This is a genomic window from Collinsella sp. AM24-1, assembly GCF_003470325.1.
GTDB lineage: Bacteria > Actinomycetota > Coriobacteriia > Coriobacteriales > Coriobacteriaceae > Collinsella.
Genome location: NZ_QRHM01000019.1, coordinates 1,632 through 18,282, shown reverse-complemented (window position 1 = coordinate 18,282; position 16,651 = coordinate 1,632). Strand labels below are relative to the sequence as shown.

The window sequence follows — 16,651 nt, the reverse complement described above, 5'->3', positions numbered from 1 at the left end:
AGGAATACATGAACACGATGGTCGAAGTTGCTGACAAGGCTTGGAACTGGGCTTTTTGCCGGGCGATCCGCGCTCGCCAGCATGCCAAGGAGCTGTTGCAGGAGGAGAGCGCGCAGGGTACCACCGAGTACGCCATTTTAGTGGGCGTACTTGTGGTGATCGCGATTATTGCCATCGTTGCATTTAAAGGCAAGGTTAAAGAGCTATGGGATGCGATCAGCGAGGGCATCAACAGCCTGTAGAGGGCGAGCGCCCCATCGGGATGCTGCTGGTGTTTGCTTGCCTGACCGTGGCGATAGCGGCGGTGCTTTGGGGGCTTAACGCCCCGCGGCAGCAGCGTCCTGGGACCGCCTCCGATTTGGGCTCAGATTCGGCGGTGGCGTCTCAAAAAGATGAGATGCGAGATGCGGACGATTCGGATGTCGCTGTCACGGCGCAAACCTTTCTGCGGGCGCTCGACAAGCGGTCTGGCACTGCGACGGATTCGCCTGAGGGCAACGCGATTGCGGTCCGGCTTGCATGGTCCGAGGACCGACCGATGACCGAAGCGGCGGCGGATATGCTGCGTGCCTATCGCGAGGTACCCACGGCGCAACTTGCTCTGAGCGGCTATCTCGACATCAAGGGAAACGTGTGGGGCGCCATCGTGCGCGACGGACGCGGCTGGGTCGATATGGTGACAATTGCCGCGGATGCTGGCGATGCTTCGTGTCGTCTGCGCGCCGTGCGCCTGAGCCCGCAGGCAACGGACTCAAAGGAGGGATCGTGAAATGCATGATGTCCTGCGTGAGGAATCTGCCCAGGCGACGGTCGAATACGCCATCGTCACGGTGGCGCTGTTATCGATCGTGCTGGCGATCGCGGGACTTTGGCGTGCCGGCACCGATGGGCGCTTGGCGGCGCTGGTTGAGCGGGCGGCATCCCATGGCGTTGCCTCGACGTCGGTTATCGACGCCGCTGCGGGCGCTAAGGACATCGCGTTGTATTGATATCGCGTGCGAGGACCGGGCGCAGTCTACGGTCGAGGCCGCTTTTTTGCTGCCGACGTTTCTGACGCTCATCCTTCTCGCACTGCAACCGGTGTGCCTGCTCTATACGCGCGCGGTCATGGAGTCTGCCGCCGCCGAGACCGCGCGGCTCATGACCACGACGACGGCGGAGGACGACGATCTTGAGGAGTTCACTCGCCGCCGGCTTGCCGCAGTGCCCAACGCTTCGATTTTTCATGCCGGCGGGCCGCTGTCGTGGGATATCGAGCTTGGCCGGGCCGGTGCGGGTGGCGTCTCGTCCGTGTCCGTTTCCGGCGAGGTCAAGCCGTTGCCCGTGATCGGTGCGTTTGCGTAGGCTATGGGTGGTACCGCCGAGGGCGGCTACGTTGAGCTCAAGGTCGATGTCTCGTATCAATCGCGTCCCGAATGGCTGGAGGGAGATTATGATTCGTGGATTGCTACATGGGATTAAGCGCTGCCTGTTGCGGGTGACGCAAGGGTTTGCGGCCCGCCGTCGACCAGGCGCTCTCCGCAAACGAGGCGGCTTTATGGGTCGAGCCGGTGTCGATCTGTTTATCGAAGACGGTGCCTATACCACGCTTTCTTCTGCCGTGGTCATCCTAGTGGTGCTCACATTGTTGTTTTCGTCGACCGCGGCGATATGGAGCATGTCGCGTGCCGGGGACACCCAGGTGGCGGCTGATAGCGGCGCGCTGGCGGGTGCCAACGTGGTGTCGTCCTATCACACGGCTGCCACGGTGGTTGATGCGAGTATCTTGAGTCTGGGGCTGGCGGGGTTTGCCACGATCGGGACGGGCCTGGTCGCCATCCTCATCCCGGGTGCCGAGCCGGTTGCCGGCAATATGGTCGACACCGGGATCGAGATCATTAAAACGCGCAACAAGTTTGCCAAAAGCGCATCGGAAGGCTTACAGAAAATCGAGACGGCCCTGCCGTATCTGATCGCCGCGCGTGCCACGCAGGCGGTGTCGGCGCAGGATACCGATAGTGTGACCTATACCGGTACGGCGCTTGCCGTGCCCAGGACATCCGAGTCGGACTTCGCTGCGCTCAAAGGGTCCGAGATCTCGACCGATACCATTAAAGACACATCAGATGATTTAGAGCGTGCGGCCGAGGAGCTGCGGAAGGCTTCTGAGGACACGGCGAAGGCTAAAGAGCGTGCTTGGCTGGCGGATTGTGGTGGGTCTGACAAGGGCTCGGTCGGCAGCTGTTCTTGCATGTGGGAGCGCGCGAAAAGCCTAACGGATCTTTCCGGTGTTCAAAATCCGCATTACTCATCGAGCGTTACGTGGGAGCCTCAAGTTGCCCTTGATCGCGCGAAGGACTACTACCATTGGCGTCTGACAAATGAGAAGCCCCAGGGCTCGAGTGTCGAGATGAAGGCAGAGTCTGCGGCGCGTAAGGCGTTTTATACCTATGCGAACGCGGAGGTCGATCGGGCATATATAACCGAGAACGGAGACAGGGCTTCCTCCTATATTCCGCTGCTGCCGCGCAACTCTGATGAGGTTCGGGCGACGGAACTCTATACCGATGCGGTGTGGCCGACGAGCGTGAACGATGACAAGGCGTATCTGCATTACGGGACGACCTGCCCTAACTATAAGAAAGGGACGCCGAGCGGATTTGCTTCGGTTGCCGATTACGATGGACAGGATAAATGCAGCAAATGCCATTTTGGCGTTTTGTCGCTTGGTGCTGTTGCGGCGCCTTCAACCTCTATCGAAAACGGCTTCGAGTATCACTTTGACAAGTTTAAAGACGCCCTGGAGGACTACGTCGACTGTCGCAACAAGGAGCTCGAGCTCGAGCGTCAGACCGAGGACGAAGCCGACCGTGCGGGCAATGCGTTCGATACCGCCATCAAAGAACTTTCCGGTGAGCGCCCGCGTATCGCTCCGCCCGGTCGCAACGGCGTGGTTGCCTTTGCGGTTTCGGGTGCCATCTCGAGCTCCGATGAACTCAACTCTTCGTTTAACACGGCAGTCAGACTTGGCGATCGCGGTGCCATCTCTGCCGCGGTGCTGGCGCCCGATGGGGCGACGGCGCAAAACAACGTGCTTTCGCGATTTTTCTCGACATTGAAGGAACGCTCGGGCGGCGTTGCCGGCGTGCTCGACGGCGTCATGGATGTCTGGGGGCGGCTGCTTGTGGGATACGGAGACATCCAAGGTTCGGCCGACGAACTTATGGACGAGATGATTAAAGGCCTAGGAGGGGGCAGCGGCGCGTTGGGCTCCATTGCATCGTGGCTCGGCGATACCGTTTCGGCGTCCGTGGCGGCGCTGGGTTTGGAACCGTGCGACTTGCGCCTGCGAAAGCCGGTGCTGACTGATTCCGCCAACGTCATTAAGAGCCCGGGGTCTGACATTGCTGGTCTCTCTCAAGCGCAAGACAAACTGCGAAGTATTCCGTTGGGCGTGACCGATCCCAAGGCGCTTTGCGAGGCGTTGGAATATCAAGTCGAACGCACCATCAGCGGTACGGTGTTCACGCTTGCGGAGATTCCTCTGCCCGGCGGCGGCTCCATCCCGCTCACCGTCGATGTCGCCACGCTGGTTGGCGCTCTGGGCGGTGGGTCGTAATGAGTATCCGCATGCGTCTGCGCGAGGAGCGCGCCCAAGCGACGGTGGAGATAGCAGTGGTTACGCCCGTTTTGCTGGTGCTGGCACTCATCGTATACAACGTCATGATCTTTGCCAGCGCTGTCGCGCGCTTCGACCGCGTGGTGCCCGACATCGTGTTGGCGCACGCCGTGGCGCCGAGCGGGGAGGGCGACGAAAGCTCTGTCGATGCCTCGGCGACGGTCCGGACTCAAATTCTGAATGCCATGGAAGGCTATGACTTGCAGATCGAAGTGTCGAGCGAGCAAGGCGCGGAGGCATCGGATGGTGGCCTGCTCTCCCTATCCGGTACGTTTAGGACCTACACCTGCACCATGCACTATGAGCCGTGGCCGACTTCTCTCAGCATCGCTGGCGTTCCGCTGGGGGCGCCGACAACGTTGTCGCACGAGCGCGCGGTGACGGTCGATCCATGGCGTCCGGGGGTGGTCATGTGACCGCGGTCTCGTCCTACATCGCCTACGCGCGGGCACTCAATAGGCTGGGCTGGACGCCGGCCGAGTTTGCGGTGGCGGAGTCGTTTGCCGTGCGCCTGCGCGGCATGCTGGGACGGTGTCCGGTTGCCGCCAACGGTCTGCCGCTCGTCATGGCATTTCCACGCTGCTCTTCGGTCCATACGTGTTTTATGGCCTATCCCATCGATATCGCCTTTATCGATGCACGTGGCTATGTCCTCGTATGCTACGAAAACGTACGTCCCTGGCGTATGTGCTCCTGCCCCGGCGCCTGGGCCGTACTAGAGCGTCCTTCAATCATTGTTTCGACCCCTGCTCTCCAACGCGTGCCGGCTTAAGAATTGGCGACAGCGGACTTTCGTCATACGAAATTGGGTAAGATGGAGGAGAAGATGCATGGATGTTGAGATCCATCCCAACGCTAAAAAGCACCTGACGGAAAAGCAGGTGCTTAGCGCTTGGCTTGCGGTTACTGAGTGCATTCGTCGCGAGCCGAAGGACGAGCCGCCGAGATGGCTTGCGATTGGATGGCTCCCAGACGGACGAAGCGTGGAGCTTGTCGCGGTCGAGCTTGTCCGTGGGGGCTTATCATTCATGCCTTGTCTCCAGTCCAGAAGAAATTTTGGCAGGAGATTGAACGGGCTCGGCAAAGGGGTCGATGATGGGCAAGACGTATACGGCCGCTAATGGTCAGGTTGTAACGGATGAAATGATTGACGCGTGGTGCGAGTCGTACGAGCGCGGAGAGTTTCCGGATGGCGAACACACCGTTGGTGGGATCGTGCATGGACGGCCCCCACTCTCAGGTGAGGGGACGGCAACGCTGTCGGTCAAGATTCCTCTGGGAATGAAGGAGGCCATTCGTCGACGGGCGGCTGCCGAGGGGATGACGCCAAGTGAGTTTGCCCGTGCGGCTCTGAGCGAAAAACTTCTTGCTGCCGGCTGATGCCTCTGACGTGCCGATTTAAAGAACCGAGGCTGTGCTCAAAAACTTTTTTGAAATTCTCGGTTGACCGGAACGCGTCCTTGGTTATACTAATCAAGCCTTGAAACAAGGCACACCTCAAATGGCTGGGTAGCTCAGTTGGTAGAGCAGAGGACTGAAAATCCTCGTGTCAGGGGTTCGATTCCCTTCCCCGCCACCTTGAATTGACTAGGACCTCTGCAAAGGGGTCCTTTTCTTTTATGTAGCCCTCGCACGGAATCGAACCCCGTGAGGGCGCGGAGCTGAGTAAACGCGTAAGCGTTTGCCAGCGCAGCTCGCAAGGCGCGTAAGCGCCGCAGCGGTCCGTCCGCGCAGCGCGCGGACGCGATTCCCTTCCCCGCCACCTTGAATTGACTAGGACCTCTGCAAAGGGGTCCTTTTCTTTTATGTAGGGTTCTGCGGAAACTGCGTCCCAGAATAAGGGCTCAGAACGGGACACACTTTCCGGTGCCTGCCTCCGGCGCGCGTACACACCTCGTCGCACCATTCCGAGTCCGTCTGCTCCCAGACATTCCTCCCACTTTCGCGTCACTTTGCAGACCGTTCGGTCGCCTGTCCGCACACGCGGGTATACTCAAAACGATACTTATCCTACGCAATACGATGCGGGTTCGACCTGCATGATCCGAAGGGGGCAGTGATGGAGAGGATACTCGGCGTTAATCTCTCTGGCTGGTTTATTCCCGAGCCTTGGGTGACCCCGTCGCTGTACGCGGCGACCGGTGCATCCAACGCGGCTGAGCTACAGGAGGCCATGGGTACCGCCGCCTATAACGAGCGCATGCGCCGCCATTACGAGACGTTTGTGAGCGAGGACGATTTTCGCCGCATGGCGCAGATCGGTCTCAATGCCGTGCGTCTGCCGGTGCCCTGGTATGCCTTTGGCTCACAGGAGTCCGATGCCTCCTACATATCGGTTGTCGATTACATCGACCGCGCAATTGAGTGGGCTGCCAAGTACGACATCCGCGTGCTGCTCGATCTGGCAACCGTGCCCGGTGGCCAGGGCGATTCCAACGATTCGCCCACCACGCCGGAGGCTGTTGCCGAGTGGCATTCGTCCACCAACGGCCGTCATGTCGCACTCGACGTGCTCGAGCGCTTGGCCGATCGCTATGGCGAGGCCGAGAGCCTGCTGGGCATTGAGCTGCTGGACACGCCGCAGATGAGCGTTCGCAAGAGCCTCTTCACCATGACGGATGGCATTCCTGCTCACTACCTGCGCAATTTCTATCGCGATGCCTACGAGCTCGTCCGTTCGTATATGCCCGAGGATAAGATCGTCGTCTTCTCGTCGTCGGGGCATCCCAGCGAGTGGAAGCATTTTATGCGCGGCGCCAAGTACAAGAACGTCTACATGGACCTTCACCTGTACCATTACCGCGACGAGTATGCGCTCGACATCACGAGCCCTCGCGGGCTGACGACGGCGATTTCGCGTAACAAGCGCGAGCTTAAAGAAGCGATTTCGACTGGGTTCCCCGTGCTGGTGGGCGAATGGTCGGGCGCGGCGATCTTTGCCAACTCGTCGGTTACGCCCGAGGGCCGCAATGCCTACGAGCGCGTGTTTATCGCCAACCAGCTGGCTTCGTTTGCGCCGGCTGCCGGTTGGTTCTTCCAAACGTGGAAGACCGAGAAGCGCATTGCAGCATGGGACGCCCGCGCGGCGCTCGGTACGCTCGAGCGCGGCATGATTGAATAGGTTGATATGACGCAAAACAGCGCCCATACGGGCAAACTCTATGTGGTCGGCACGCCCATCGGCAACCTGGGCGACCTGTCCCCGCGCGTTGGTGAGGCCTTTGCCGCTGCTGATGCCATCTGCTGCGAAGACACGCGTGTGACGTCAAAGCTACTGATGCACCTGGGCATTTCCAAGCCGCTTGTCCGTTGCGACGAGAATGTGATCGCCAGCCGCGCCGCCGGCCTGGTCGACCGTCTGCTGGCGGGGGAGACCCTCGCTTTTGCCTCGGACGCCGGCATGCCGAGCGTGTCCGATCCCGGCCAGGCGCTGGTCGAGGCGGCGCGTGAGGCCGATGTGCCCGTCGAAGTTATTCCCGGGCCCTCTGCTTGCGTCACGGCGCTTGTTTCGTCCGGCATTCCCTGCGAGCATTTTTTCTTCGAGGGCTTTTTGGGCCGAAAGCACGGCGACCGTGTGCGCCGTTTGCAGCGCCTTGCCGTGGTGCCCGGCGCACTCATCTTCTACGAGTCTCCACATCGCATCGTGGCGACGCTCGAGGCCGTGGCGGAGGTCTTTCCCCAGCGTGAGGTTGCCGTCTGCCGCGAACTCACCAAGCTGCACGAGGAGGTCTTGCGCGGGCCCGCTGACCAGCTTGCCGAGGAGCTGCGTGCTCGCGGCGAGGTAAAGGGCGAGATTGCGCTGGTCATCGCGCCACCGAGCGAGGATGAGGAGGCCGGTATCGTGCCGGTCGGCGCCACGGCAGCGGATCCCGACGAGGCCCTGCGCGAGGATATCCGCGCCGCGCTCGAGGAGGGGGAGCCCGCGTCTGCGGTGGCCAAGCGCCTGTCTCAGAAGTATTCGCGCCGCAAGCGCGATGTCTATGCCATGGTGCTCGATATGCAATAGATGGAGGATATCCAGCCCTTGCGCTAGAATCATCCTCTGTATGCAACGTTTTTCTGGAGGACAAACCCCATGGATCAAAGCAAGCCTTCGTTCTTTATCACGACGCCCATCTACTACGTCAACGCCGATCCGCACCTGGGCACGGCTTATTCCACCATCATCGCCGACGTTCAGGCTCGCTATCGCCGTTCCGCCGGCTATAACGTCAAGTTCCTGACCGGCATGGACGAGCACGGCGAGAAGGTCGCCGAGGCCGCAGCCAAGCATGGCATGACGCCGCAGGAGTGGACCGACAGCCAGGCTCCGCACTTCAAGGAGCTTTGGAGCAAGCTCGAGATTTCCAACGACGACTTCATCCGCACCACCGAGCCGCGCCAGCATCATGCCGTGCAGTACCTGTGGGAGCGCATGAAGGAGTCCGGTTACCTGTATAAGGGCAGCTACGACGGTTGGTATTGCGTGCCTGACGAGACCTACTTCACTGATACGCAGGTCCAGAAGGGCGACGAGGAGTACGGCAGCGTCGGCCAGCATCTATGCCCCGACTGCCACCGTCCGCTTGAGCGCGTCCAGGAGGAGTCCTACTTCTTTAAGCTTTCCGCCTTCCAGGACAAGCTTCTCAAGCTCTATGACGAGCACCCCGACTTTGTCGAGCCTGCGTTCCGCATGAACGAGGTTCGCAGCTTTGTCGAGGGCGGCCTCAACGACCTTTCCGTGAGTCGCACGAGCTTTGACTGGGGCATCCAGGTTCCGTTTGACGAGGGCCATGTGACCTATGTATGGTTTGACGCGCTGCTCAACTATATGACGGCCGTCGGCTACGGTGTCGACACCGACGAGGCGCGTGCCGAGCTGGCCTATCGCTGGCCCGCGCAGTTCCACATCGTGGGTAAGGACATCATCCGCTTCCACTGCGTCATTTGGCCCGCCATGCTCATGGCCATCGGCGAGGCCCTGCCCGAGCACGTCTTTGCCCACGGCTTCCTGACCGTGCGCAATGCCGAGACCGGCAAGGCCGAGAAGATGTCCAAGAGCCGCGGTAACGCCATCGCTCCGCAGGACGTTATCGACATGCTGGGCGTCGAGGGCTATCGCTACTACTTTATGACCGACGTCGTTCCCGGTACCGACGGCGCTATCAGCTTCGATCGCATGGAGCAGGTCTACAACGCCGACCTGGCCAACAGCTGGGGCAACCTTATCTCGCGTTCGCTCAACATGAGCGGCAAGTACTTTGACGGTTGCGCGCCCGCCAAGCCCGCATCGTTCGATGCGTTCGACAACCCGCTGGCAAAGATCGCCGATGGCCTGGTCGACCGCTACATGGCCAAGATGGACGTGCTCGATTACGGCGGAGCCAAGGACGAGGTTATGGAGCTCATCCACGCCGCCAACCACTACATCGAGGACTCCGAGCCTTGGGCGCTTGCCAAGGATGAGGCCAAGGCTGACGAGCTGGCATTTGTGATCTACAACCTGCTCGAGGCCATCCGCATTGCCGCTCACCTGCTGATGCCGCTCATGCCTCAGACCTCTGCCGAAGCCCTGCGCCGCCTGTCCTGCGAGGACGAGGCCGCGAGCGACGACCTCAAGGGCATTTGCGCTTGGGGCCTGCTTGCCGGTGGTCAGCCCGTCGAGAAGGGTGAGCCGCTGTTCCCGCGTCTGGGCTAAGACGCCGCGCGCCATATCGGCAATTTGCTGTTTAGATGTAAGGGCATGGCCGCAACGGTCCATGCCCTTTTGTTTCAAGACGCCGCCATCATGCTAAGGAGGCAACTATGACAACTTCGCCTTTGGCAAACCCCACGGCAACAAGGGAGCTGCTGGAGGAGTTTGGCCTTGCGACCAAGCATCGCCTGGGCCAGAACTTCCTGATCGACAACCATGTAATTGAGCGCATTTGCGAGCTTTCCGAGCTCACGGGCGATGAGCGCGTGCTCGAGGTTGGCCCGGGCGTTGGTACGCTCACGCTCGCGCTGCTGCAGGAGGCGGCGTGCGTCACGTCGATCGAGGCCGATCCCGAACTCGAACCGGTGCTCGATGCCCATGCCGCCGACTATGCCAACTTCCGCTTTATCATGGGCGACGCGCTCAAGGTGACGACGGGGCAGATTGAGCAGGCTGCAGGCGGTGAGCCGACGGTATTTGTCGCGAACCTGCCCTATAACGTGGCGGCGACGATCATCCTGCAGTTCTTCCAGACGATGCCCGCGCTCAAGCGTGCCGTGGTCATGGTTCAAAAGGAGGTTGCCGATCGCATTGCCGCGGTGCCGGGTAACAAGACCTATGGCGGCTACACGGCAAAGCTCGGCCTGTATGCGCAGGTTACGGGTCGCTTTGAGGTGCCGCCACGTTGCTTTATGCCGGCACCGCACGTGGACTCGGCCGTCGTGCGTATCGACCGTGTTGACGGCGTGGCGCCCGAAGGACTCGATCGCGAGTTTGTGGCCCGCGTGATTGATGCTGCATTTGCTCAGCGCCGCAAGACCATCCGCAATTCCATGAGCGCCAACGGCTTTGCCAAGGACGTGCTCGACGCCGCCTTTGAGGCTTGCGGTATCGCACCCACCACGCGCGCAGAAACGCTTGATGTTGCCGACTTTATCCGCCTGGCTCAGGAGCTCATCCATGATGCCTAATGCCGAACGCGTGACGTTTACCAAGAAAAAGAAGACGGTTGCTTGTCCCGTGCCCTTGGCACCGCTTGCTGACACGCATGCGCATCTGCTTTCGTTTTGGGGGAAAGAAGTGCCCGAGACGCTCGTGCGCGCCAAAGCCGCGGGCGTCGACCTGTTGGTGACGATGCTCGACCCCATCGCCGACAAGCGCAGCGTGACGGACTATAGCGACTGGCTCGTGCGCGAAATTCTGCCGATGCGGGATATTCCGCAGATCAAGTATCTCGCTGGCGTTCACCCCTATGGCGCGCCGGATTATACCGATGACATTCACGCGCAGGTTGTTGCTGCGCTCGATGACCCTTTGTGCGCCGGTATCGGCGAGATCGGTCTGGACTACCACACGGATTACGACGACGACATCGCGCCGGCGCCCCACAGTGTGCAGATTGATTGCATGGCGCGTCAGCTCGAAGTTGCCGTGCGCCGCAATGTGCCGGTGGAGCTGCACCTGCGGCACGAGGACTCGGATGGGGAGCGCACCTCGCATATGGATGCGTACAACGTGCTGCGCGAGGTGGGTGTGCCTCAGGCCGGTTGCGTGCTGCACTGCTTTGGCGAGGACCGCGCCACGATGGAGCGCTTTGTGGAGCTGGGCTGCTATATCGCCTATGGTGGTGCGGCCACCTTTAAGCGCAACGATGACGTGCGCGAGGCATTTGCGGCGACCCCGCTCGACCGCATTTTGTTCGAGACGGATTGCCCGTATATGGCGCCGGAGCCCATTCGCGGTCTTGAATGCGAGCCAGCAATGATCTCCATTACGGCAAACGCGCTGGTTAACGACCGTGTCGATCGCACTGGTGAGGACGCCGAAACAATCGCGCATGCCGCTTGGGAAAATGCCTGCAAACTTTTTCAAAAATAGTTCTTGCGTTCGCGGTGGCGCTCCGTTATTCTAATTCCTGCACGCGGGCGTGGCGGAATTGGCAGACGCGTACGGTTCAGGTCCGTATGGGGGCAACCCCATGAAGGTTCAAGTCCTTTCGCCCGCACCATTGATTGAAAGAGCTCCCAGCAATGGGGGCTTTTTTGTTATGTGCCCATCGCAGGGACTTGAACCTGTGAAGGAGCGAGCGTCAAGAAAACGCGGAGCGTTTTTAGCGAGCTGGCGAGTCCGCCGGCAGGCGGGCGAAGCCGGTGCGGATCCGCGAAGCGGATACGCGGACGTCCTTTCGCCCGCACCATTGATTGAAAGAGCTCCCAGCAATGGGAGCTTTTTTGTTATGCACGATCTCCTTGGACGGGTATCCTAGTACCAACGTGTGCCTATCAGAGGAGAGACCATGCTATTTTCCGGTATCATCGCCGCCCTTACCAGCCTTTTGATTCCCATCATCATCCTGTTGTTGCTGCTCCCCAACGCCTGCTACGTCGTTGAGCAGCAGCACGCTGTGATCATCGAGCGCTTGGGTAAGTTCAATCGTATCGTCAACGCGGGCTTCCACGTGAAGGTGCCCGTGATTGACCGCAAGGCCGCCACGGTGAGTCTGCGCACCATGAAAAATGGTTTTGGCATCGACGTTAAGACCCAGGACAACGTGACCATTGGCCTTGAGGTCTCCGCTCAGTACCACGTGAGCTATGACATGGGCGCCGGCCCGGCAGATTCGGGCATCTACAAGAGCTACTATATGCTGCAGGAGCCCGTCGACCAGATGCGCGACTTCATCACCGACGCCCTGCGCTCCTCCATCCCCGTCTACACACTCGATGAGGTCTTTGCCAAGAAGGATGACATCGCCAAGGATGTCAACGCTACCGTTTCCGAGCAGATGGCCGCCTACGGCTTCACCCTCGTGTCGACGCTCATCACCAAAATCGCACTGCCGACCGAGGTTGAGAACTCCATGAACGACATCAACGCTGCCCAGCGCAAGCGCGCTGCCGCGCAGGAGCTCGCCGAGGCCGACCGCATCAAGCGCGTCACCGAGGCGACCGCCGAGGCCGAGGCTATGGAAAAGGCGGGCGAGGGCATCGCCAACCAGCGCAAGGCCATCGCGCTGGGTATCAAAGATTCGCTCGAGATCATCCAGGAGACGGGTGTCGGCAATGACGAGGCCAACCAACTGTTCATGTTTACGCAGTGGTCCGAGATGATGACGGAGTTCGCTCGCACGGGTAAAACCTCGACGGTCGTGCTGCCGAGCGACTTTTCGCAGTCGGCTTCGATGTTCGAGCAGATGCTGGCCGCCGGCAAAGTTCAAAACGATTCGAAGGAGTAGACGCGCGTGAAATACACCGTCGTTTGCGTCGGTAAGCTCAAGGAGCGCTTTTGGAAGGACGCGTGCGCTGAGTACACCAAGCGCCTAGGTGCCTATGCCAAGGTGGATATCCGCGAGGTGGCCGATATCGACCCGGCTAAGGCGGGCGGCGTGGATGCCGCGCGCGACAAGGAGGGGGCGGCGATTCTTGCCGCCTTGCCATCTCGAGCGCATGTGATCCTGCTGGCTATCGAGGGCAAGGAGCGCTCGAGCGAGGAGTTTTCGGCGAGGCTCGACGATCTTATGCTGCGAGGCAGCAGCGACATTGCCTTTGTAATCGGCGGTTCGGACGGCGTGAGCGATGACGTGCGCGCACGAGCCGACGAGATGCTCAGCTTTGGACGCATTACCTTGCCGCATAACCTGGCGCGTGTGGTGCTGCTGGAGCAGATTTACCGTGCCTGCAAGATCAGTCGTGGCGAGCCGTATCACAAATAGGTCGGCAATACGAAACAATGGCGTGGGACAATACCTTTCGTTTTGAGGAATGTGTCTGAAAGGACTATGCGATATGAAGATTGGATTTGTCGGTTTTGGCAATATGGCGAGCGCTATGGCCGATGGCTGGATCGCTGCCGGTGTAGCTGCGAGCGACATGTGCGCCTGCGCGGGTCGCTACGACGCACTGGTTGAGCGCTGCGAGGCGCGCGGCATGGTCGCCTGCCACGATGCCGCCGAGGTTGTCGCCGCATCCGATATCGTGGTCGCTGCGGTCAAACCGTACATGATCGAGAAGGTATTCGCCCCGCTCAAGGATGCTCTTGCCAAAAAGGTCGTTCTGTCGGTTGCCTGGACCTGGGACAGTGCCAAGTGGGAGCAGGTCCTGCCGGGCGTCGCGCATATCTCGACGGTGCCCAACACGCCGGTTTCGGTGGGCGAGGGCGTCATCGCCTGCGAGAAGGCTTCGACGCTTAACGACGAGCAGCGTGCTGTGGTGCTCGACCTGCTCGGTAAGCTTGGCGCTGTCGTCGAGCTCGACACAAGCCTGCTGTTTGTGGGCGGCACGGTGGGTGGTTGCGCTCCGGCGTTTGTCGCCATGGCAATCGAGGCCCTGGGCGATGCGGCGGTCAAGCACGGTATCCCGCGTGCGGATGCTTATCGCATTGTGAGCCAGATGGTGCTGGGTACGGCAAAGCTGCAGCTTGCAACTGGCCAGCATCCTGCGGCGATGAAGGATGCCGTATGCTCGCCCGGTGGTGCCACCATCAAGGGCGTCGTTGCGCTCGAGGACGCCGGCATGCGCAGCGCCCTGGTCAAGGCAATCGACGCAACCCTCCAGTAAAACCGACCAAAAAAGGGACAGGTTTATGTTGGCAGGTTTTTCCTGCGGTTTTGTCCTTTTAGCGAAAAGTGCCCCGCAACTGGCTCAATTCCAGTTGCGGGGCACTTGCGTTTGCCCAGATAAAACCGACCAAAATAAACCTGTCCCTTTTTGGCAGGTTAGTCCCAGAAGCTGTCTTCTTCGTCCTCGGACTTGGGGCCGCGGTCGACATACATCTTATGGGTGCGCTTCTCCATTACAAAGGCAATAATCGCAAACAGCAGGATGCCGCCGGCGAAAAGGATGGCAAAACCGGTGCGGGTGCCAAACAAAAAGGAAAAAACTGCGTCCATTGGGTGCCTTCTTGCGTAGTTGAGTTGGGTCGTAAACGCTCATAAGTATATACTTGCCCATACATGTACAAGGTTGCAACCTAAATGGAATGTATATCGCCGGAGGATCTAATGCTTGATATCAAGTTTGTTCGCGAGAACCCCGATGCCATCGATGTCGCCATGGCTAACCGCCAGACGTCTTGGGATCGCGAGAAGTTCTTTGAGCTCGACGACGAGCGTCGTGCCGTCATCACCGAGGTCGAGGAACTTCAAGCCACGCGCAATGCCGAGTCCAAGAAGATCGGCGCCCTGATGAAGGAGGGCAAGAAGGACGAGGCCGAGGCCGCCAAAGAGGCCGTGCGCGCCGTCAACGAGAAGATTGACGGTCTGGCCGAGCGCCGCACCGCCCTCGAGCAGGAGCAGTACGACTTCATGGCTCACCTGCCCAACATTCCTTGCGAGGCCACGCCGTACGGCAAGGACGAGGACGAGAACATCGAACGCCGTCGTTGGGGCACCCCGCGCGAGTTCGACTTCGACTTTAAGCCGCACTGGGATCTGGGCACCGATCTCGACATCCTTGACTTCGAGCGCGGCAACAAGCTCTCCGGCAGCCGCTTCACCGTTCTCGGTGGCGCCGGCGCCCGTCTTGAGCGCGCCCTCATCAACTTCTTCCTCGATACGCACACCAGCCGTGGTTTTAAGGAGTGGTGGCCGCCCATCGTCGTCAAGCGTCAGACCATGTTCGGCACGGGCCAGCTGCCCAAGTTCGAGGACGACGCCTATCACGTCTCGGGCGACAACTTCCTGATCCCCACCGCCGAGGTCGTGCTCACCAACCTGCACGCCGGTGAGGTCCTCGACGCCGATACCCTGCCGCGCCGCTACACCGCCTTCACCCCCTGCTTCCGCGAGGAGGCCGGCTCCGCTGGTCGCGATACCCGCGGCATCATTCGCCAGCACGAGTTCGACAAGGTCGAGATGGTCAAGTTTGCCAAGCCGGAGGAGTCCGACAAGGAGCTCGAGAGCATGACCGCCGAGGCCGAGTTCCTGCTGCAGCAGCTGGGTCTTCCGTATCGCGTGATTAGCCTGTGCACCGGCGACCTGGGCTTCTCTGCCCGTCAGACCTACGACGTCGAGGTCTGGCTGCCGAGCTACAACGCCTACAAGGAGATCAGCTCCTGCTCCAACTGCGGTGACTTCCAGGCCCGTCGCGCCAACATCAAGTATCGCGACCCCGAGAACTTCAAGGGTTCGCGCTATCTGCACACCCTCAACGGTTCCGGTCTGCCGGCTGGCCGTACCATGGCAGCCATTCTGGAGAACTACCAGAACGCTGACGGCACCATCACGATCCCCGAGGTTCTGCGTCCCTACATGGGCGGCCTCGAGAAGATCGAGCCGGTCGCGTAGATTGGCTGCATAAGCGATTTGCTAGGGCACTCCTTTTTGGGGTGCCCTTTTTGTGTGCGGCCATACCATGCTGTGCGGACAGCTCAATAGAAAACACACGAACAACTGTTCTGTATACAGCCATCTACCTGCTATGCTTTTGCTAAATAAGAGCGAGAGAAAGGGGACGCGATGGAGCTGTTTGATGATCGGGTGGTTTTGTTTGAGAGCGACGAGGGCGGGGAGTACCTGCTTGTGACGTGTGAGCCGTCTGGCATGGGTGGCCTGGTGGTTCGACAGACGAGCGAGGGGCCGTTGACGCAATGGTGCTACGAGGAGTCGCCTCATGTGGTTGAGACGTTTGTGGCGCACGAGGGGCTTGTGGCCCTAGAGCATTTCTATGGGGTCCAGACATCTAATCAGGTTGCTCGCATGTTGAGCATCTCGTTTGCCGATTATGATTGTGCCCAGCGGGTGAGATCGCTCCTGAGGGAACTTGATGCTAAGTTTGACGTGATCGAAAAGCCAATCGATCGTACGGGGAATGGCGGTATATGCGGAGCAGCATGACAAGACTGCGTTCCACAAAAAAGTTTGAAATTGTGCTTGACTCCAATAAGCTAAAGTGGTTTTATATGTCTTGCGCTGCGGCGTTACCTCAGCTGGATAGAGGGTCTGACTACGAATCAGAACGTCATAGGTTCGAATCCTATACGCCGCACCAATTGAAATTGAAAGCCTCCGGCAACGGGGGCTTTTCTTTTATGCCGCCACCGCATGGATTCGAACCTCGGTCGAGGCGCGAGCGTCAAGAAAACGCGGAGCGTTTTTAGCGAGCGGGCGAGTCCGCCGGCAGGCGGGCGAAGCCGGTGCGGATCCGCGCAGCGGATGCGCGGAATCCTATACGCCGCACCAACCGAAATTGAAAGCCTCCGGCAACGGGGGCTTTTCTTTTAGGTGGACGCCGCATGGATTCGAACCTCGGTCGAGGCACGAACAACTTAATTAGGTTGATTTTCAATCTCAACGCAACAGCCTGAACGGGCCCCGCGTTTCC

20 protein-coding genes and 3 tRNA genes are annotated in these 16,651 nt (G+C 60.0%); 22 read left to right on the top strand and 1 reads right to left on the bottom strand.

All coding sequences use genetic code 11. The features are described 5' to 3' along the window. Positions 1–8: 8 nt before the first annotated feature. The 19 genes from DW661_RS07705 (at position 9) to proC (ending at position 13,888) form a co-directional block, all read left to right on the top strand. Entirely contained in the window at positions 9–242 is a 234-nt protein-coding gene (locus DW661_RS07705) for a hypothetical protein (protein ID WP_117734713.1), read from the top strand. Next, on the top strand, positions 206–769 hold the full coding sequence (locus DW661_RS07700) for a hypothetical protein (protein WP_158564541.1): 564 nt from the start codon (positions 206–208) through the stop codon (positions 767–769). The genes DW661_RS07705 and DW661_RS07700 overlap by 37 nt, the downstream gene beginning before the upstream one ends. Position 770: 1 nt before the next feature. After that, on the top strand, positions 771–989 hold the full coding sequence (locus DW661_RS07695; protein WP_117734711.1) for a hypothetical protein: 219 nt from the start codon (positions 771–773) through the stop codon (positions 987–989). Continuing rightward, entirely contained in the window at positions 886–1,344 is a 459-nt protein-coding gene (locus tag DW661_RS10360; protein WP_370448143.1) for a TadE/TadG family type IV pilus assembly protein, read from the top strand. The genes DW661_RS07695 and DW661_RS10360 overlap by 104 nt, the downstream gene beginning before the upstream one ends. A gap of 193 nt (positions 1,345–1,537) precedes the next feature. Continuing rightward, positions 1,538–3,598, top strand: a complete 2,061-nt coding sequence (locus tag DW661_RS07685) for a hypothetical protein (protein WP_118935273.1) — start codon at positions 1,538–1,540, stop codon at positions 3,596–3,598. Then, positions 3,598–4,074, top strand: a complete 477-nt coding sequence (locus tag DW661_RS07680; protein WP_117583814.1) for a hypothetical protein — start codon at positions 3,598–3,600, stop codon at positions 4,072–4,074. The genes DW661_RS07685 and DW661_RS07680 overlap by 1 nt, the downstream gene beginning before the upstream one ends. Continuing rightward, positions 4,071–4,430: a DUF192 domain-containing protein gene (locus DW661_RS07675; RefSeq protein WP_226790440.1), complete on the top strand. Its 360-nt coding sequence runs from the start codon at positions 4,071–4,073 to the stop codon at positions 4,428–4,430. The genes DW661_RS07680 and DW661_RS07675 overlap by 4 nt, the downstream gene beginning before the upstream one ends. A 58-nt stretch (positions 4,431–4,488) precedes the next feature. Further along, entirely contained in the window at positions 4,489–4,779 is a 291-nt protein-coding gene (locus DW661_RS07670) for a hypothetical protein (protein WP_117583813.1), read from the top strand. Then, positions 4,754–5,038 carry a ribbon-helix-helix domain-containing protein gene (locus DW661_RS07665; protein ID WP_035137167.1) on the top strand — a complete coding sequence of 95 codons (285 nt, stop codon included), beginning with the start codon at positions 4,754–4,756 and terminating at the stop codon, positions 5,036–5,038. The genes DW661_RS07670 and DW661_RS07665 overlap by 26 nt, the downstream gene beginning before the upstream one ends. 123 nt (positions 5,039–5,161) lie before the next feature. Beyond that, positions 5,162–5,234, top strand: a tRNA-Phe gene (locus DW661_RS07660). 483 nt (positions 5,235–5,717) lie between these two features. Then, the gene (locus DW661_RS07655; RefSeq protein ID WP_055309641.1) at positions 5,718–6,779 is read left to right on the top strand and encodes a glycoside hydrolase family 5 protein; all 1,062 of its coding nucleotides are present in this window, start codon (positions 5,718–5,720) and stop codon (positions 6,777–6,779) included. Positions 6,780–6,785: 6 nt separating this feature from the next. Then, complete coding sequence (gene rsmI / locus DW661_RS07650; RefSeq protein WP_117583812.1) at positions 6,786–7,664, top strand: 16S rRNA (cytidine(1402)-2'-O)-methyltransferase; 879 nt, start codon at positions 6,786–6,788, stop codon at positions 7,662–7,664. A gap of 69 nt (positions 7,665–7,733) precedes the next feature. Then, positions 7,734–9,335, top strand: coding sequence for a methionine--tRNA ligase (metG, locus tag DW661_RS07645; protein ID WP_117583811.1), 1,602 nt, complete (start codon positions 7,734–7,736; stop codon positions 9,333–9,335). A gap of 107 nt (positions 9,336–9,442) precedes the next feature. Beyond that, positions 9,443–10,303, top strand: a complete 861-nt coding sequence (gene rsmA, locus DW661_RS07640; RefSeq protein ID WP_117583810.1) for a 16S rRNA (adenine(1518)-N(6)/adenine(1519)-N(6))-dimethyltransferase RsmA — start codon at positions 9,443–9,445, stop codon at positions 10,301–10,303. Beyond that, complete coding sequence (locus DW661_RS07635) at positions 10,293–11,210, top strand: TatD family hydrolase (protein WP_117583809.1); 918 nt, start codon at positions 10,293–10,295, stop codon at positions 11,208–11,210. Before rsmA ends, DW661_RS07635 begins: the two co-directional genes overlap by 11 nt. Before the next feature lie 43 nt (positions 11,211–11,253). After that, a tRNA-Leu gene (locus DW661_RS07630) sits at positions 11,254–11,340 on the top strand. Between the two features lie 288 nt (positions 11,341–11,628). Further along, entirely contained in the window at positions 11,629–12,567 is a 939-nt protein-coding gene (locus DW661_RS07625; RefSeq protein ID WP_055250521.1) for an SPFH domain-containing protein, read from the top strand. Between the two features lie 6 nt (positions 12,568–12,573). Then, entirely contained in the window at positions 12,574–13,044 is a 471-nt protein-coding gene (gene rlmH, locus DW661_RS07620) for a 23S rRNA (pseudouridine(1915)-N(3))-methyltransferase RlmH (protein ID WP_117563694.1), read from the top strand. A 73-nt stretch (positions 13,045–13,117) separates the two neighbouring features. Continuing rightward, positions 13,118–13,888, top strand: coding sequence for a pyrroline-5-carboxylate reductase (gene proC, locus DW661_RS07615; protein ID WP_089572672.1), 771 nt, complete (start codon positions 13,118–13,120; stop codon positions 13,886–13,888). A 158-nt stretch (positions 13,889–14,046) separates the two neighbouring features. Here the strand turns inward: proC and DW661_RS10250 are convergent, their stop codons facing one another. After that, positions 14,047–14,220: a DUF6724 family protein gene (locus DW661_RS10250; RefSeq protein WP_168170424.1), complete on the bottom strand. Its 174-nt coding sequence runs from the start codon at positions 14,218–14,220 to the stop codon at positions 14,047–14,049. Positions 14,221–14,331: 111 nt separating this feature from the next. Here DW661_RS10250 and serS point away from each other — a divergent pair, with 111 nt between their 5' ends. From serS to DW661_RS07600, 3 genes are all read left to right on the top strand, one after another. Continuing rightward, positions 14,332–15,615 carry a serine--tRNA ligase gene (serS, locus tag DW661_RS07610; RefSeq protein ID WP_117563693.1) on the top strand — a complete coding sequence of 428 codons (1,284 nt, stop codon included), beginning with the start codon at positions 14,332–14,334 and terminating at the stop codon, positions 15,613–15,615. A 171-nt stretch (positions 15,616–15,786) separates the two neighbouring features. Then, a complete protein-coding gene (locus DW661_RS07605) occupies positions 15,787–16,164 on the top strand; it encodes a hypothetical protein (protein ID WP_117645937.1) in 378 nt (125 codons plus the stop codon). A 77-nt stretch (positions 16,165–16,241) separates the two neighbouring features. Further along, positions 16,242–16,318 (top strand) — tRNA-Arg (locus DW661_RS07600). Positions 16,319–16,651: the final 333 nt, after the last annotated feature.

What these genes read in the sequence shown, in the direction of transcription:
- rsmI (WP_117583812.1), top strand. Translation starts at nt 6,786, where the DNA reads ATGACGCAAAACAGCGCCCATACGGGCAAACTCTATGTGGTCGGCACG.
- DW661_RS07605 (WP_117645937.1), top strand. Translation starts at nt 15,787, where the DNA reads ATGGAGCTGTTTGATGATCGGGTGGTTTTGTTTGAGAGCGACGAGGGC.
- DW661_RS07700 (WP_158564541.1), top strand. Translation starts at nt 206, where the DNA reads ATGGGATGCGATCAGCGAGGGCATCAACAGCCTGTAGAGGGCGAGCGC.
- DW661_RS07655 (WP_055309641.1), top strand. Translation starts at nt 5,718, where the DNA reads ATGGAGAGGATACTCGGCGTTAATCTCTCTGGCTGGTTTATTCCCGAG.
- DW661_RS07695 (WP_117734711.1), top strand. Translation starts at nt 771, where the DNA reads ATGCATGATGTCCTGCGTGAGGAATCTGCCCAGGCGACGGTCGAATAC.
- serS (WP_117563693.1), top strand. Translation starts at nt 14,332, where the DNA reads ATGCTTGATATCAAGTTTGTTCGCGAGAACCCCGATGCCATCGATGTC.
- rsmA (WP_117583810.1), top strand. Translation starts at nt 9,443, where the DNA reads ATGACAACTTCGCCTTTGGCAAACCCCACGGCAACAAGGGAGCTGCTG.
- DW661_RS07625 (WP_055250521.1), top strand. Translation starts at nt 11,629, where the DNA reads ATGCTATTTTCCGGTATCATCGCCGCCCTTACCAGCCTTTTGATTCCC.
- DW661_RS07705 (WP_117734713.1), top strand. Translation starts at nt 9, where the DNA reads ATGAACACGATGGTCGAAGTTGCTGACAAGGCTTGGAACTGGGCTTTT.
- DW661_RS10250 (WP_168170424.1), bottom strand. Translation starts at nt 14,220, where the DNA reads ATGGACGCAGTTTTTTCCTTTTTGTTTGGCACCCGCACCGGTTTTGCC.
- metG (WP_117583811.1), top strand. Translation starts at nt 7,734, where the DNA reads ATGGATCAAAGCAAGCCTTCGTTCTTTATCACGACGCCCATCTACTAC.
- DW661_RS07665 (WP_035137167.1), top strand. Translation starts at nt 4,754, where the DNA reads ATGGGCAAGACGTATACGGCCGCTAATGGTCAGGTTGTAACGGATGAA.
- DW661_RS07680 (WP_117583814.1), top strand. Translation starts at nt 3,598, where the DNA reads ATGAGTATCCGCATGCGTCTGCGCGAGGAGCGCGCCCAAGCGACGGTG.
- DW661_RS07635 (WP_117583809.1), top strand. Translation starts at nt 10,293, where the DNA reads ATGATGCCTAATGCCGAACGCGTGACGTTTACCAAGAAAAAGAAGACG.
- DW661_RS10360 (WP_370448143.1), top strand. Translation starts at nt 886, where the DNA reads ATGGGCGCTTGGCGGCGCTGGTTGAGCGGGCGGCATCCCATGGCGTTG.
- DW661_RS07670 (WP_117583813.1), top strand. Translation starts at nt 4,489, where the DNA reads ATGGATGTTGAGATCCATCCCAACGCTAAAAAGCACCTGACGGAAAAG.
- proC (WP_089572672.1), top strand. Translation starts at nt 13,118, where the DNA reads ATGAAGATTGGATTTGTCGGTTTTGGCAATATGGCGAGCGCTATGGCC.
- DW661_RS07685 (WP_118935273.1), top strand. Translation starts at nt 1,538, where the DNA reads ATGGGTCGAGCCGGTGTCGATCTGTTTATCGAAGACGGTGCCTATACC.